Origin of the sequence: Chryseobacterium cucumeris, from assembly GCF_016775705.1 — a bacterium.
Lineage (GTDB): Bacteria > Bacteroidota > Bacteroidia > Flavobacteriales > Weeksellaceae > Chryseobacterium > Chryseobacterium cupriresistens.
Map to the genome: position 1 here is coordinate 883,567 of NZ_CP068760.1, position 16,616 is coordinate 900,182.

At 37.6% G+C, this 16,616-nt stretch carries 15 protein-coding genes; 7 read left to right on the forward strand and 8 right to left on the reverse strand.

Features of this window, described 5'->3' with window-relative positions:
* Positions 1 to 18: 18 nt before the first annotated feature.
* Entirely contained in the window at positions 19 to 1,260 is a 1,242-nt protein-coding gene (gene fabF / locus JNG87_RS03905; protein WP_110008354.1) for a beta-ketoacyl-ACP synthase II, read from the forward strand.
* A gap of 138 nt (positions 1,261 to 1,398) precedes the next feature.
* Here fabF and JNG87_RS03910 read toward each other — a convergent pair whose 3' ends face one another.
* Genes JNG87_RS03910 through JNG87_RS03920 form a run of 3 tightly spaced genes read right to left on the reverse strand, consistent with a single transcriptional unit; the run spans position 1,399 to position 3,659 of the window.
* Positions 1,399 to 1,878, reverse strand: a complete 480-nt coding sequence (locus JNG87_RS03910; protein WP_227941155.1) for a hypothetical protein — start codon at positions 1,876 to 1,878, stop codon at positions 1,399 to 1,401.
* 21 nt (positions 1,879 to 1,899) lie between these two features.
* Positions 1,900 to 2,319 (reverse strand): Dabb family protein, encoded by a 420-nt coding sequence (locus JNG87_RS03915; protein ID WP_181397926.1) that lies wholly within the window; start codon positions 2,317 to 2,319, stop codon positions 1,900 to 1,902.
* An 11-nt stretch (positions 2,320 to 2,330) separates the two neighbouring features.
* Positions 2,331 to 3,659 (reverse strand): porin, encoded by a 1,329-nt coding sequence (locus JNG87_RS03920; protein ID WP_202841807.1) that lies wholly within the window; start codon positions 3,657 to 3,659, stop codon positions 2,331 to 2,333.
* Between the two features lie 237 nt (positions 3,660 to 3,896).
* Between JNG87_RS03920 and JNG87_RS03925 the strand changes: the two genes are divergently transcribed.
* Complete coding sequence (locus JNG87_RS03925; protein WP_202841808.1) at positions 3,897 to 4,583, forward strand: response regulator transcription factor; 687 nt, start codon at positions 3,897 to 3,899, stop codon at positions 4,581 to 4,583.
* Positions 4,580 to 5,953 carry a sensor histidine kinase gene (locus tag JNG87_RS03930; RefSeq protein ID WP_202841809.1) on the forward strand — a complete coding sequence of 458 codons (1,374 nt, stop codon included), beginning with the start codon at positions 4,580 to 4,582 and terminating at the stop codon, positions 5,951 to 5,953. Before JNG87_RS03925 ends, JNG87_RS03930 begins: the two co-directional genes overlap by 4 nt.
* A gap of 31 nt (positions 5,954 to 5,984) precedes the next feature.
* On the opposite strand, the gene JNG87_RS03935 is transcribed toward JNG87_RS03930, so the two are convergent.
* Both JNG87_RS03935 and msrB read right to left on the reverse strand, forming a co-directional pair.
* On the reverse strand, positions 5,985 to 6,740 hold the full coding sequence (locus tag JNG87_RS03935) for a murein L,D-transpeptidase catalytic domain family protein (RefSeq protein WP_202841810.1): 756 nt from the start codon (positions 6,738 to 6,740) through the stop codon (positions 5,985 to 5,987).
* 127 nt (positions 6,741 to 6,867) lie between these two features.
* The gene (gene msrB, locus JNG87_RS03940; protein WP_238349664.1) at positions 6,868 to 7,314 is read right to left on the reverse strand and encodes a peptide-methionine (R)-S-oxide reductase MsrB; all 447 of its coding nucleotides are present in this window, start codon (positions 7,312 to 7,314) and stop codon (positions 6,868 to 6,870) included.
* Between the two features lie 142 nt (positions 7,315 to 7,456).
* On the opposite strand from msrB, the gene JNG87_RS03945 reads away from it, so the two are divergent.
* Positions 7,457 to 8,704 carry a DUF445 domain-containing protein gene (locus JNG87_RS03945; protein WP_202841812.1) on the forward strand — a complete coding sequence of 416 codons (1,248 nt, stop codon included), beginning with the start codon at positions 7,457 to 7,459 and terminating at the stop codon, positions 8,702 to 8,704.
* Between the two features lie 27 nt (positions 8,705 to 8,731).
* Entirely contained in the window at positions 8,732 to 9,622 is an 891-nt protein-coding gene (locus tag JNG87_RS03950; RefSeq protein ID WP_202841813.1) for a hypothetical protein, read from the forward strand.
* A gap of 30 nt (positions 9,623 to 9,652) precedes the next feature.
* Here JNG87_RS03950 and JNG87_RS03955 read toward each other — a convergent pair whose 3' ends face one another.
* Both JNG87_RS03955 and JNG87_RS03960 read right to left on the reverse strand, forming a co-directional pair.
* Positions 9,653 to 10,690, reverse strand: a complete 1,038-nt coding sequence (locus JNG87_RS03955; protein WP_202841815.1) for a quinone-dependent dihydroorotate dehydrogenase — start codon at positions 10,688 to 10,690, stop codon at positions 9,653 to 9,655.
* Positions 10,691 to 10,990: 300 nt separating this feature from the next.
* Positions 10,991 to 11,689, reverse strand: coding sequence for a pseudouridine synthase (locus JNG87_RS03960; protein ID WP_202841817.1), 699 nt, complete (start codon positions 11,687 to 11,689; stop codon positions 10,991 to 10,993).
* A 285-nt stretch (positions 11,690 to 11,974) separates the two neighbouring features.
* Between JNG87_RS03960 and JNG87_RS03965 the strand changes: the two genes are divergently transcribed.
* Entirely contained in the window at positions 11,975 to 13,516 is a 1,542-nt protein-coding gene (locus tag JNG87_RS03965; RefSeq protein WP_110008346.1) for a glycine--tRNA ligase, read from the forward strand.
* Positions 13,517 to 13,598: 82 nt separating this feature from the next.
* A complete protein-coding gene (locus JNG87_RS03970; protein WP_202841819.1) occupies positions 13,599 to 15,128 on the forward strand; it encodes a hypothetical protein in 1,530 nt (509 codons plus the stop codon).
* A gap of 155 nt (positions 15,129 to 15,283) precedes the next feature.
* Here the strand turns inward: JNG87_RS03970 and JNG87_RS03975 are convergent, their stop codons facing one another.
* Positions 15,284 to 16,612 carry a M48 family metalloprotease gene (locus tag JNG87_RS03975; RefSeq protein ID WP_238349665.1) on the reverse strand — a complete coding sequence of 443 codons (1,329 nt, stop codon included), beginning with the start codon at positions 16,610 to 16,612 and terminating at the stop codon, positions 15,284 to 15,286.
* Positions 16,613 to 16,616: the final 4 nt, after the last annotated feature.

The window sequence follows — 16,616 nt, forward strand, 5'->3', positions numbered from 1 at the left end:
AAAAAATAGTAACTACATATGAAGAGAGTTGTCATTACAGGATTAGGTGCTGTGACACCTTTGGGAAATAATGTTGAAGATTTTTGGCAAAACAGTATTAAAGGAGTCAGCGGAGCAGGACTCATTACCCATTTCGATACGGAAAAATTTAAAGTACATTTTGCCTGTGAGGTAAAAGGCTTTGATCCAAAAGTATATCTGAATCATAACGAAATCAAGAGAAGTGATCTGTTTACACAATATGCCATGTATGCTTCTGCGGAAGCGATTCAGGATTCAGGCCTGGAGCTTGAAAAAATGGATCCCTTCGACACAGGAGTCATCTGGGGAACAGGACAGGGCGGAATGTGGACTTTTGAAAAGGAAGTGATGGATTTCGCTGCAGGTGATGGAACGCCACGTTTCAATCCTTTCTTTGTACCGAAGTTTATCGCCAATATGGCTTCGGGAATGATTTCTATGAAATATGGTCTTCAGGGAATCAATTATACAACAGTTTCTGCCTGTGCTACAGGAAATACGGCATTGATGGATGCCTTCAATTATATCCGTTTGGGAAAAGCCAAAGTAATCATCAGCGGTGGTTCTGAAGCAGCTATCACTCCGGCTTCTATCGGAGGGTTCTCTATTATGAAGGCCATGTCGACAAGAAATGATGATTTTACAACGGCCAGCCGACCTTACGATGCAGACAGAGACGGATTTGTAATGGGTGAAGGTGCAGGAGCCCTGGTGCTTGAAGAATATGAACATGCTGTTGCCAGAGGAGCAAAAATTTATGCAGAATTAGCAGGAGCCGCCATGACTGCAGACGCTTACCACATGACAGCACCTCATCCTGATGGCGTTGGAGCTATAAAAGCAATGCAGCTGGCAGTGAAAGAAGCAGGAGCCAATATGGAAGATATTGATTATATTAACCCTCATGCTACTTCCACTCCATTAGGAGATATGGTTGAATTAACAGCCATCAATAAAGCATTTAAGGGAAGTAAAAACCTTGATATCAGTGCCACAAAATCCATGACCGGCCACTTATTGGGTGCTGCAGGAGCGGTGGAAGCCATTCTTTCAATCAAAGCGATTCAGAATGGAATTATTCCTCCAACGATTAATCTTCACAATATTGATGAAAGTATTCCTAAGGATATCAATATCGTTTTCGGAGAAGCGAAAGAAAAGAACATCAATTTTGCGTTGAGTAATGCCTTTGGATTCGGAGGACATAATGCCACTGTAGTATTTAAGAAATTCAGCTAATCAGATTAAATAATTGAAAATCCCTGTATGAGAACCATGCAGGGATTTTTTATTTATTTTAAAATTTAAAAAGCAGCCAAAACTGACTGCTTCAAACATAACGAATTATATACCCCTTATAAAGAGATTGACTTGTAACTATTGAGCATCCGGGATAAAAAAATCATCGGCATTTTCAGCAATCGGAATATAGAGTCTCTCCCATTCTTTGCTTTTCACCATATCCCAGCTGTGGCCGGTTCCTTTAAGGTCTTCTGCAAGAAGAACTACTCCCGGTTTAATCATAAAAGTAGAACCATCTGTTACTTTAAATCGTATATTGCCCTTGATGGTAATCACATATTGTCTTCTGGGAGCCGGATGTGCATTTTTTTCCCACTCCTCCGTTTTATTGCTCATCCAGAATGTTGTGGTATTCATATGTTTAAGAGTAGGTATTTTCCCTTTCTCAAAAGAGCATGAGCCGTCAGGATTATTAATTAATCTTATGGCAGGAATAAACTCAGTGGAGCTCTCCGCAGTAACGCTCACATGGTTGTGTTTTTTATGTTGTGCATTCATAAATCCTACAGTACTTACTACTAAAACAAGGCTTAAGCCCTTAATGATGTTTTTCATTATAAATTTAAATTTTTATTTTTAATTATAAACAGTATCGTAAACCAGCATTCTGTCAAAGAATGGTTTATATTTCTGAACCAAAGCAAGATGTTCAGGAAGTTTCCCATACGCTTCAAGCTCTTCCAGACTATCGAATTCCATAGAAGCATTATAAGTAAATGTGCTGTCTAAAACGCTTCTCGGGCTGGAAGCTGCCGGCTTTCCGTAACGGAGATTCTTCTGATAAGGAAGCTTTTTAAGGCCTTCAAAAAAATTTTCAAACTCTTTTACTTCAGGCCCGGAAAGGTCTTTTCTAAGCCAGAACAACAAATAATGGAAGTACACTTTTTTCTTTTTTTTAGGATTAAACATGGGTAAAGCAGAGGCAAACATATTTCCTGAGATCAGCAGCAAAGCAGAAGCCTGGACTGAGCGAAATAAAAATTTTCTTCTTTCCATTGTCATTTATTTTAATTAAAATCTATTCTGTATTTAAGGACAAACTGCCATTTCCGATCAGAAACTACGGCATTGTTTGAAGGGTCATTGGTGTAAACAGGTCTGTTCTGAGCGTCAAAGGTTAAACGGGAAGACATTCCGTTCATCAGCAGAGATATTCCTGCATCATAGATCACAGCATTATCATGAAGTCCTTTCAGATCTGACAGCTGCATTCCTACGGCAGGCTGAAGCTGAAGACTTTTCTTTTCTTTGTCCAGATAAGGCAGGGTTCCTCCAAGTTGTACATAATATGTATTTCCGGTTCCGATAACAGGCATTGCATTTCCTGCTCCATTCAGACTCGCTTGTGTCACATCTACAGAAGTTGCAGGATTATTGGTACCAACATACCGGATATAATTGGGTCCGTAGTCGTTATGCATCGCCATCCCATAAGCGCTTATTGACGTTCCTTTTTCTTTATTCAGTGGTGCATCATAAAATAAATCTACTGCAAAGCTTTTCATATCATCATTCACTGTATTTTTACCGGAATCCAGATGCCATAATGCATTGTGAATATAATCAAACCCGGCTCCCAGACTCAGTACATTCTTCTTCCCTACATAAGTTCCTGCATTAAAGGGAGTGGAAATATTTTCCTTGTCCAAAAAAGCATATCTGAAATATCCTGAGAAGTCTTTTCCTGGGGAGTTTTTACTAAAGGAAGCTACATTCAGTTTCGGATCAGAAGTTGCCATGGTATAAGGATCAGCCAGTACCAGACGATAATCAAATCTTCCGAGCTGTCCTTTAATATAGGCACTCAATTCCCTTACGGTATAATCTGTTGCTCCCGCATTGGAGGTTGCATAAGCTGGCAGGTCGTATAACAGCGTATTCAAAGGTCCTGTAGTAAATCTTGAAAGGCCGCGCCATGTAGAACGTCCTGCCCCAAAAGCAATTTTATCATTAAAAGCGTATTCAGCATAAGCATCCAAAAGGTCAAAATAGTTACTTCCTTTTGCATTGACATTCACGTTGGTAGTTCCACCCTGCAATACAAACATCAGCTTTTCTGTTGGCTTATAAGTCATTTTTACACGAACCCTTCTAAGCGAAAGGTCAGACAGGTCTGATTTTGCTTCGTTATTGACAAGGCTTCCAGGGTTAAGCTGGGTATATCTGGCCCACAATTCTGCATATCCGCTAAAGGAAATATATCTTGAGTGATCTTCATTGAAATAATGAGTCAATCCGGGATTATTAAAATCATTTTTTTTCTGGGCTTCTAATTTCCCCATAAGTCCTAATAAGGAAAACAACGCAATTGCTGTTTTGAAAGAGGTAGTCTTCATATTTTTCTATTCTTATCTTTTGTTGATTTCAACGGGACAAAATTAGATTGCTAAAAGGCCGACAGGTATTAGAAATCTATTAGAAACCTTATAGAAAACTATTAAAAGGGGGAATGTTTTCTGATAAAAGAAAAATATAAAATACCTTTGTACAGTGCTTTGGGAATAAATGAAAGTCCGGCTTTTAAAATCAAAAAAACGTTTGAAAACCAACACCCTTATTCATCGTATTTCTTTATGAAAATTTTAATTGTAGAAGATAATTCACGCGTTTCAAGCCTTTTGAAAAGAGGGCTGGAAAGCCAGCAATATCAGGTTTATATTTCGGAAGATGCAGAAGATGCAATTGTCCTGCTGAATAAAATAACATTTGATCTGGCCATTACGGATATTATGCTCCCGAAAATGAGTGGTATTGATCTGTGCAAACTGATCAAACAGCAATATCCTGACCTCCCCATCATCATGCTTACCGCTCTTGGAACGATTGATGAAAAAATTGAAGGATTTGACGCCGGGGCAGATGACTATATGGTGAAACCTTTTGAGATTAGGGAGCTCTATGTGAGAATCAAAGCCATTCTGCAGAGAAGATCAATTAAAAATAAAGAAGCCTATCTGAACGATCTGGAATATTATGACCTGAAAATTGATAAGAAATTTAACAGGGTTTTCAGAAATGGAGCGGAAATAGAACTTACTCCCAAAGAATTTAAACTCCTGGTATTTCTGGTAAGCAATGCCGAAAGAATTCTTACCCGTGAAGAAATTGCAGAAAATGTATGGGGGAATCATTTCGACACAGGGACCAATTATATTGATGTCTATATTGCATATTTACGGAAAAAGATTGATAAAAATTTTGATCATAAACTGATTCATACCAAACCCGGAGTAGGATTTATTTTTGCTTCACAATTATGAAAATAGCAACCCGAACAGCACTCATTTATTCCATCCTTACGGCAGGCATCCTATTTTTGTTTGCCTACGTTCTTTATTTTGTTTCTGAAAAAAACAGAGAAGATGAATTCAATGACCGGCTGGGATACAAAGTGATCTGGCGTTCAGAATTTATATTTGATGCCAGAATCAGTGATGAAAAAATCCGTGAACTTCACCGGCGTAACCAAAAACTTCTGAATGAAGCAGACATCAGTGTCTATAACAGCAAAAAAGAGCTTACCTTCACAGATATTCCTCCTCTCAAAAGCAATGAAAAATATCTGGACAAAATTAGCCGGTCCCATAAAAACAGAATATTCTGGCAGCAGGGTGACCGTCAGTATATTGCCATGCAGTTTCCATCCAACGGAGAAAAATATTATATCATTGGAAGTGCAGTAGATGTTACGGGAAAAGCCCATATTTCTGAGTTTAAAAAAGATATTATCATCATCTACATCAGCTCCATTGTTATCATTTTTATTATAGGATTTCTTTTTTCCTATTATACGCTTAAGCCTTTAAAGGATATCATTCTCCAGATCCGTGATATTTCAGAGCACAACCTTAATAAACGGCTGGATATTCCCAAAGCAAAAGATGAGATTTATGAACTAACGGAAACTTTTAATTCTACCTTCAACAGACTTGAAAAATCCTTCAACAATCATAAGCAATTCGTCACCACTATTTCCCATGAGTTCCGGACACCTCTTTCTACCTTAATTGCAGAACTTGAGCTTGCCAAGGAACTTAACGTTACCTTGGATGACTATAAGCTTTCTATTGATAATGCTCTGCAGGATGCGAATGATGCTTCGGAACTATCTTCTGCTCTTTTGGATTTTGCCAGAGCCAGCTATGATGTATCACAAATCAGTTTTACCAATCTACGTCTGGATGAGATTTTGGCAGAAGCCAAGCTTGCATTGCTGCAGAAAAATGCCAGTTACAAAATCGGGATCAATTATATGAGCAATGCCTCAGATGATGATGAAAACAATTATGATTTTTATGGCAACCCTTACCTGCTGCAGGTTGCTTTTTCCAACTTAATAGAGAATGCCTGTAAATATTCGGCAGACAAAAGCTGTCATATCGAGATAGAAACCCAACAGGAACATATCAAAATTCATTTTATTGATCATGGGATCGGTATTTCAGAAAAGGATCTTTCAAAAATTTTTGATCTTTTTTACCGCGGTTCCAATAAGAGCTTCGAAAAAGGAAACGGAATCGGTCTTTCCATTGTAAAAAGAATTGTAGAAATACATGAAGGAAAATTGACTATCAATTCTGAAGTATCCAAAGGAAGTGTATTTACTGTGGAATTTCCTTCCAAAAATTAAAAAGCAGTCAAAAATGACTGCTTTTTTAATCTTACGCTTTCAACCATTCTGAGGAAGAAAGATAATTCTGATCAGGATAATAGATGAACAGACAGTTTTTGCCTTTAATCGTATTGATTATAGATTGTGTCAGTTCTCTTGGGACGGCAGGGCATCCCCAGCTTCTTCCGATTCTTTTGTGCATCGCAGCAAATGCATCACTCACATAATCCGCACCATGCATTACAATTGCTCTTCTGTATGCAGCATCATTAAAGCCCTTATCCATTCCCAATAATTTCAGAGAGTATCCGTTATCACCCTGATAGGTTGCATCCGTGATATAAAATCCCAGGCTGCTCTGCAGCGAACTTTCCTTGTTAGAAAAATTCGTCGCAAATTCTTCGCCGGTATTTTTTCCGTGTGCTACCAATGAGTTGAACAGAACTTTTTTGTCTTCGAGGTCAATGATCCAAAGTCTTTTTGTGTTAGAAGACATAGAAAAATCGCAGATAGTCAATAAATGCGAGTCCTGGGTAAGCAATCCTGCTTTTTTTAAATTTTCATAGCCAGTCAATGCTTTTGAGAACACTTCATAATTCAGTTCATGCCCCGGCTCAAATGCAATAGATTGGTACAGTGCTTCTGATGAAGACACTGCTGCAGTGTTCTTCTCAGATTTCGTTTCAGCTACTTTTTCAGTTTTCGTTGTTTTCACATTCTCACTTTTCGCCACCACTTTTGGGGAAATGTAGAATGAAGTCGTCACCATGTAAACAAGGCTTAATACGCTATAAAATCCTTTCATTCAATACTATATAAATCCAAATTAGTGGGGCAAAATTATAAAAACATAACTACCAAGGGGTTATAACTCTACAAAGTTTAACGCTATTTAAGAAACTTTAACGTCCTGATTTTGTGAATTAAAGTGGTTATTTTTGAGAATCCGGAACAAATTCCAGACTTATAGAATTCATACAATATCTTAATCCTGTAGGCTTCGGACCGTCATCAAAAACATGTCCCAGATGGGAATCACATCTTTTACAAAGTACCTCTACTCTATCCATACCGTACGACTGATCTCTTACATAATAGACTCCTTCTTTATCAGCTTCAAAGAAACTCGGCCAGCCGCAGCTGCTGGAAAATTTTGATGTCGAACGGAACAGATGATTTCCACATACCGCACAATAATATTCTCCTACCTCATCAAATTCGTTATATTTTCCTGTAAAAGCTCTTTCTGTTGCCGCTTCTCTGGCTATTGCGTATAGATCCGGAGCAAGGATTTTTTTCCATTCTTCATTGGAAACATTGAGTTTTGAAGTATCTGTTCTGGAGTAGTATGGATTGCTTTTTGCTTGTGTATTTTCCATAGGAGTTTTTTTAATAGGTTCATATTTCTGCGTACATGCCTGCAGAATAATTAATAGGGTTATTGAAATTAAAAATTTCATAGTAAATTTTAATTCTTTAACCACGAATGGTTTCATAACCAAATTTAGTAAATTTGAGAATATGAATGACGAAGCAAAAAGAAAACAACTTAGAAAATATAAAGCATTTGCCACCGGATTATTTATCCTGATGGCTGTTATTTTCATTGTTACCACTATTTTACAGAAGTCTGATAACTCTCACTGGATTGGCTATGTCCGGGCCTTTGCTGAAGCCGCTATGGTGGGTGCGCTTGCGGACTGGTTTGCGGTAACGGCCTTATTCCGGCATCCTCTCGGGCTTCCTATTCCCCATACCAACCTGATTGAAAACAGTAAGCAGAGACTGGGAGACAACCTTGGAAATTTCGTGGTGGGAAACTTCCTTTCACCTCAGAATATCCGCCCTTACATCCAAAAGCTTAAAGTATCCAATTTTGTGGGAGAATGGCTGGCCAAGGAAAAAAGCCAGGACATTTTGATTAAAAACCTTTCGGATATTGTTCTTGATATTCTCAATAAACTGGATGATTCTACGGTAAGCCAGTTTATCAGCAAAAAGGTTTCTGAAATGACAGATGATGTCAAGCTTAATAAAGTAGTAGGAAACGGAATCGGTTATATACTGGAAAAAAATGATCACCAGAGAATCATCACCAATCTTTCAAAACAGATCAAAGAATACATCATTGAAAACGATGAAATGATCCAGGAGAGAGTAAAAAAAGGCAGTTATTCCTTCATTCCATCTTTTGTAGATAACAAAATTGCTGATAAAATTGCCGACGGACTTTCTGATTTTTTCAAAGAAATAGAAGAAGATCCTCAGCATGAAGTAAGAGCATTGATCACTCAGAAAATTCATGAATTTTCCGTTGATCTGAAAGAAGATCCGAAATGGGATGAGGAATTTAAAACGATTAAAAACGGTCTTCTCAAAAATGATAAACTGGATGAATATTCCAATGATATCTGGGTTTCCATTAAAAGGACATTGATGAAAGAACTTCAGGAGGAGGAAAACTCGGCTTTGAAAAACTATCTTACTAAAAATTTGAATGAGTTTGCCCGGAATTTAAAAACAGATGAAAACCTTCAGAATAAAATTGACCATTGGGTTCGGGTGACAGCTTATAAATACATTCTGAAAAACACTCATCAATTCGGAAACCTCATCAGTACTACCGTTGGGAACTGGCAGGGAAAAGAGCTCAGTGAAAAACTGGAACTGGAAGTAGGAAAAGACCTGCAGTTTATCCGGGTTAACGGAACGCTGGTAGGAGGTCTGGTCGGTCTGATTATCTACACCATCGCACACTTCTTCATTTAAAAAACTCAAATCCACGATCACTCAGCCATGAAAAAAATTTTCAGTGTCTTCTTTTTTTGTTTCCTCACATTTGCTCTGTGTCAAAAAGTTGAATTAAAGAAAGTAACGGATTCTTCCCAGACCTTTACGGGAGAAATCGGAGGAATTCCGATTACCATAGAACTCAACTACACAGGTGTTGTAGACTGTGATCAGTATCAGCATTATGTGGATGGATGGTATTATTATAACAAATACAGAAAGAAAATCCCGCTTACCGGAATATATGATTACTATGGAAAACTGTATTTGTATAATTTTGGAGCAAAACAAAAACAGAATTCAAAGCTTTTGAAAGAGCAGATCACTTCTCTTCAGAAAGTGGAAAAGACGGATGAAATAGCCCAGAAATTAGCACCAAAGGAATCTATTGTATTTGAAAATAGCAGCCAGAATACCAACCCTGTTCCCGGATATTTTTATCTGGACAAAAAATCCCAGCCTGCAAAATTATTTACAGGCAATACGATGATCTACCGTCTCAACAATTATCTGTACTTACCCAATAATAAGAAAATCAACACCTATGATTTTATCAATAAAGCAGGTGGAAACGAGCTAATCTCCTATTCTTCAGGAGAAAATGGGAACAGGATTTTACTGTATTTTGAGGAAATATCAAATTTTAATGCCTGCGGGCAATGCGGTGCAAGCAATGGAGAGAAAGGCTACCGGGTTCTTTACTTCACAAAAGACTGGAATTATAAAAACTATGAAGAATTCCTGACTGAAAGCTGCCGCGAAAATATATATGACGTTACCAAAACGAAATCCAAAGACAAACAAACAATTATCTATAAAATCGGTAAATCCGAAAGCACTCCGCCCCATACGCTTACAGTAAATATTAAAAACGCATCCGTTGTAAAGTCAAAATAAAAAAGAGAGTCATATCAACTCTCTTTTATTTTATCTCGGTAATCTGCTGGCTCTTTTTAGTAATTCCTGATTGATGTCGTTGATCAGTTGCGGACCTTCATAAATAAATCCGGTATACAACTGAACCAGTGTAGCCCCTGCATCCAGCTTCTCCATCGCATCCTTAGCAGAGTGAATTCCTCCTACTCCAATGATTGGAAATGCCCTGTTGCTTTTATCGGAAAGGTATTTGATCATTTTTGTACTTCTCTCACGGATGGGCTTTCCGCTTAATCCACCATTTCCTATCTGTGCTAAAACTTCCGGAGAGGTTTTCAGGCCTTCTCTGTTCACGGATGTATTGGAAACTACAATACCATCTATTTTTGTTTCAGCGATCAGATCAATGATTTCGTCTAACTGATTGTTATTCAAATCCGGTGCAATTTTCAGTAATATAGGTTTCTGTACAGATTTTGACTGGTTTATTTTTTTCACTTCCGTAATCAGTTCTCTCAGATAGTCTACATCTTCCAGTTTCGCGTGGCTTCCTACGTTCGGGCAGCTCACATTCAATACAAAGTAATCTACATGAGGATGAAGACCTTCAAAACAGTCTAAGTAATCCTGCGTATAATTTTCCGGACTTGTATCTGTATTTTTCCCGATGTTTCCACCGATGATTATTTTTCCTTTATTGGATTTCAGTTTTTCAATAGCTGCTTCAAGACCATCATTATTGAATCCCATTCTGTTGATGATCCCACCATCTTCAATCAAACGGAACAATCTTTTCTTAGGATTTCCGGCTTGCGCTCTCGGGGTAACGGTTCCTATTTCTACAAATCCGAAACCAAGATCTCCCAATTCGTTAAATAACACTGCATTTTTATCGAAACCGGCAGCCAGTCCTACAGGATTTTTAAATTTCAATCCAAAGACTTCTCTTTCCAGACGTTTGTCTTCAATAGGTTTTGGTAAAAGCAGTTTGGTAAGAAATCCAAAATTTTTAAGCATTGAAAATGTAAAATGATGAACTTCTTCAGGATCAAATTTGAAAAGGATCGGACGAATGAGCGATTTGTACATTGAAAAAAAGTTTTACAAAATTACTCATTTTAAAATTAATGCTAGATTGATGTATGATATTTTATCGAAATATCTCATATACAGCATCTATAAGATATAAATATTGATGAGATCATTTTTTTCTAAACGCTACGATCGAAAAGAAAATAAAAGCTATTTATCAATAACTTTGCGAGCATTGCGTTAAAACAATATGTACAGAGAAATCTATGTTATCTGTTAAATGGAATGGGATACTTAGAAATCCCATCCTTGTCAAGGTTTAAAACCTTGACAAGGATATTTAAAATCTTAAAGTTTTCATGAAGAGTACACACTCAGATCAAAATTCAGGATATCTCCTACTCTTTTGAATTCCTCATCTATAGCGGCATTTATTGTAATTCTTTCTTTAGAAACAGGATGGTTAAAAATCAACTGATGGGCATGAAGCGTCATTTTGTTGATGTCAAATGTCTGAAGCCACAACTTATTTTGTTTGTTGCAGCCATGTTTGCGACAGCCCAGGATCGGATGCAAAATATGTTTAAAATGTTTTCTCAGCTGATGAAATCTTCCCGTTTCAGGAATGGCTTCTACCAAAGAATATCTCGAAGTCTGATGTTTTAAAAAAGGTAAATCTATTTCTGAAGTCTGCAACCGACGATAGTACGTAACAGCATTTTGTGTGACTTCATTTTCATTAACTAAATCATAATCAATGGTTTCTTCTTCTTTTGTCCAGCCACGAAGAATGGCCAGATATTTCTTCTCCACATCGCGTGATGCAAACTGCTCGCTCATGATTCTAAGAGTATCTTTATCCAGAGTAAACAGCAGAACCCCCGAAGTTTTCCGGTCCAACCGGTGTACGGGATACACTTTTTGCCCGATCTGTTTCTTCAATTCCTGAATAGCATAGGTATCAGCTTCTCCGGCATAAAAAGATTTATGAACCAGTAACCCGCTGGGTTTGTTGATGGCAATAAGATGCTCGTCACGATAAAGAATTTCTAACATCCGGCAAAAGTAAAGATTTTTCGATTGATATTATATGCTGCCATCTTTGTAAACCTAACAGGTTTAGACATTCCTTTATCAATAGCCCCGATCTGAGAGAAAATCCCGCAGTGAGGCGGCGGCGCGAAGCAGAGCCGCCGAGCGAGGAATTGCAACGGAGAGCGGGTTCCCGGCTCCTGAAAAATTAAATTGTCAATATTTATCTGTTTATTAACTGCTTTTTTTATTGAATCTCATGATTTTGGATCCAAATTGCTATTTTTGCATTTCAGACGTAAAAAAATTATGGCAAAGCAAGAAGATGTTTTCAAGAAAGTGATTTCTCACGCTAAAGAATATGGTTTTATTTTCCCATCGAGTGAGATCTATGATGGTTTATCCGCTGTTTATGATTATGGACAGAACGGTGCCGAACTAAAAAATAATATCAAACAATATTGGTGGAAAGCTATGGTACAGCTTAACGAAAATATTGTCGGCATTGATTCGGCGATCCTTATGCATCCTACAACCTGGAAGGCATCGGGCCACGTAGACGCTTTCAACGATCCATTGATTGATAATAAAGATTCTAAGAAACGTTTCAGAGCAGACGTTTTGGTGGAAGATTATTGTGCTAAAATTGAAGATAAAGAGAATAAGGAAATCGAAAAGGCAGCTAAAAGATTCGGTGAGGCTTTCGATAAAGATCAGTTTGTATCTACCAATCCAAAAATTATTGAATACAGAGCAAAAAGAGAGGCTATTCTTTCAAGACTGGCAAAATCTCTGGAAAATGAAGACCTTGCTGATGTAAAAGCTTTAATTGAGGAGCTTGAAATTGCAGATCCTGATACAGGTTCTAAAAACTGGACGGAAGTAAGACAGTTCAACCTGATGTTCGGGACAAAGCTTGGTGCTTCTGCTGACAGTGCTATGGATCTTTATCTGAGACCTGAAACGGCTCAGGGTATTTTCGTTAACTTCTTAAACGTACAGAAAACTTCACGTCACAAGCTTCCTTTCGGTATTGCACAGATCGGTAAAGCATTCAGAAATGAGATTGTTGCGAGACAGTTCATTTTCAGAATGCGTGAATTCGAACAGATGGAAATGCAGTTCTTTGTAGCTCCGGGAACAGAACTTGAATTCTACGAACAGTGGAAGCAGAAACGTCTGAACTGGCACAGAGCTTTAGGTTTGGGAGATGAGAACTACAGATTCCACGATCACGAAAAGCTTGCTCACTATGCTAATGCTGCGGCTGATATTGAGTTTAACTTCCCATTCGGATTTAAAGAACTGGAAGGTATTCACTCAAGAACAGATTTCGACTTAAAAGCTCATGAGAAACATTCCGGCAGAAAGTTACAGTTCTTCGATCCTGAAAGAAACGAAAATTATGTTCCTTATGTAGTGGAAACTTCAGTAGGTTTAGACAGATTATTCCTTTCCATATTCTCTCATTGTTTAAGAGACGAAGTGTTGGAAGACGGTTCAGAAAGAACGGTTTTATCTTTACCTCCGGCATTGGCACCCATTAAAGCAGCTATTCTTCCATTGATGAAGAGAGATGGTTTAGCAGAATATGCTGAAAAGATCTTCAATGATCTGAAATATGATTTCAACCTGTTCTATGAAGAGAAAGATGCCATCGGAAAACGTTACAGAAGACAGGATGCCATTGGTACTCCATACTGTATCACTGTGGATCACGATTCTCTTACAGATCACACGGTAACCATCAGAGACAGAGATACGATGCAGCAGGAAAGAGTTCCTGTTTCAGAGCTGAGAAGAATCATTGATGAAAAAACGAACTTCAGAAATTTACTTTCTCAATTATAGTTACAAAGCCCTGGTTTCAGGGCTTTTTTATTTTTCGCAACATATGGGTTAATTTATTATTTTTATCCCTCAAATTTTAACCATGAAAAAAATAACGCTGATGATGTTTGGTCTGATCCAGACATTTGCTTTTTCCCAAACTCAGGACCTGACAACTCTCGCTGCCGGCGACCATGTGGGGATGAATGCTCTATTCGATGATAAAGACAATCTGTACGGTTACGTTTCTCTCTATTCTTATGGTAAATCCGGTGACAAGACCAAGAAATTTGAGTATGTAATTCTTGATAAAAACCTCAACCCTGTTGCCAATAAAGAGTTTGAGGGAGATATCACGGCTGCTTCTTATCTGGGATATGTTGATTTTAAAGGTCAGATTATTTTAAAGCCTTCCATGATGGATTATTCTCTTGTGAAGAGCAAAGAAGTCTTTACTCCGGTTTCTATGGTAATCGATCCGAAAACCAACTCTATTACCCGAAAAATATATTATGATTATCTGGAAAACGGCACTTTCAAAGAGATCAACGAACCGAAGAGCTGGAAAGAACAACGTAAGGAAAACCGTGATGAGAAAAAAGAGAAAGGCTATAACTACGTTTCTGCGGTAGGAGAACTGAAAGAAGGCGGTTATTTTGCTGTTGAATACAAAGATTACGGCAAGTATGAAAACAGCAACAGCCTCATGAGGTTTGATGAAAACAAAAAGGAAATCTGGAGGTATCAATACAACACAGACGGCAGCAAAAAACTGTACACTACCCTTTCTGTTCTGGAAAGGGATGAGAACAATATGTACTGCATTATGAAAAAAGTGAATGACAAGCAGAAAACATTCAGCCTCATGGTTCTTGATATGAAAACCGGAAAAGAGAAATCCAGCAAACCCATCACCGGATTATCTGATGATACCATAGACAATATTGAATCTTTCTACTCCAATTACAGAAAGCTTGATAATGATAAAACCTTTGATGATAAAGTAGTTTTGCTGGGAAGAAACTATGATAACTCAGAATCAGTAGGGTTTGCGAGAATGCTCCTCAACAAATCCGATTTCTCTGTAGATACGAAAACAATTAATTATGAGCCCAACATCTCTGCTTTTCTCCCGAAGCTCAATAAAAATGGTATGGTAGAAAGCGGATACATGCTTCAGACTAAAGACATGTACTTTATGAATGATGGAAGTGTGGGTATTTTATCAGAAAAGTATAAGCCGGCCGGTCAGTATAACGCACCAAAGACGACTGATCTTGTGTACATCTACACGGATAAGGATTTTAAAGTGAAAAATGTTCAGGTTTTTGAAAAGGAAAAATCAAAATGGGTGAACAGCGATTATCTGTTTTCACAGTACCTTAACGGAGGAAAAGATGTGGTGTTTTTCTATCGTGACTATCAAAAAGATGAAGTCACCAAACAAAAAAGATGGAATCTGTTTATCAATACCATTATTGATGGAAAATTCAAACAGGAGATTATTCCGATCTCTGAAAAAGATAATTATGCAGTAACGCCATATGTAGGAAAAGAAGGTTATATCCTGCTTCGTGAGTATAACGAGAAAGAGAAATTCAATAAAATCCGTCTGGAGAAATTAAATTATTAAAATAATAAGAACCCTGACAAAACATCAGGGTTCTTTCTTTTGTGTTTAGGCTAAAGCCAGCGGAATTTTTATTATTTCAAAAACAGGCTCCCTTCTACTAAGCTCAGGACAATAGCCCATTCCTATCTTGATATTTCAATCATTTATAATTAAAATCAGTTTGCTTTTGCCAGCGTCTCATTCGTCTGATAAAAGTCTGCTATATTCTTTATTTCATCAAGGCTTAAGTTCCACATAAAGTTCAGAAACTGCTGGTAGCTTTCACTTTGATTTTTAGGCTCTATTCTATCCAGATACCGGTTCAGATTATAATTTTTTCTCGCCTCATATATTTTAGAGAAACATCTTCCCAGCCAGCTTTTATAATATTTTTCTTCCTCTTCATCCTGCAAAAACTGCATGGCAGCATAGATTCCCAGTCCATAATCTTCCGAATGAAAATAATTGGGTAAAATCTCCATCCTTGCAGTTTTTCTTAATGTTAAAAAAAGGTCTGAAGGTTTTTCCGGACTGACAGGAGTACCAAGCTCTGTAAAAGTCTTTTTAAGCGCTTCTATTCTTCTGGAAACTTCAGGATGCGATGCCAGAGAATCTTTGTTCAGCTTTTCTTTATAAAAGTTATAATTGTACAGGGAAAAATCTTCCTTTTTCATCCATTTCTCATTGAATGCCTGTCTGGGAAGATTAAACAGTTTTTTATAGGTTTCCACCTTTAATTCCCGGGGAGAGATCGTATCAAAATCCTGTAACCTCTGAAGAGCATTGATGAATTCTGTTTTCCTGAAATCACTGTTTTTAAAAATAACATACCCTAAAGAATCTGCCTGTATTTCATTTTGTCTTCTTTCCACGCTTTTCTTGTAGACTCTGTTTTTAAAAATATCGAAAGCCTTCTGGTTCTGGCTCTGGCTTCTGCTTGTCGTAGTGGATTTGATATTCTCAACCACCAGTTTATCCTGTTTATCCTGTTCTATAATTTTCAAAAAAGTCTTCAGGGAATGTTCCTCTATTTTATGTCCAAGCTCATGGGAAATCACTGCAGCAATCTGTTCCTCGTTATTCAGCCAGCTGTAAAGCCCCATATTGATGACAAAAGTTCCGTCAGCAAGGCAATAGGCATTGGGAGTGTTATCTTTGGCAATCAGAATTTTCAGATCGTGAGGAATTGTAGGATTATTCTTTTTAAGACGTTGAATCATAGACTGTATGCTGGTTTCAAATTCAGATTTAAAAATAAAATCATTATTCTTCACCTGCTTTTCGAAATCAGTTCCGAATTCTTTATAAATTTTGGATAATTCAGAGCCTGTTTTCCCGGAATATTGGGACTTTAACCTCTTTACAGTCGCTTCATTATTCCCTTCAAAACTCTTTAAAAATGCTTTTCTCTGTATATAATCTGCAGTATCTATCGGTTTATACATCTGGGCTGTTCCCAGGATTGAAAACAGGAAGTACCCCAATACAAAAATTTTTCTGGTCATAGTT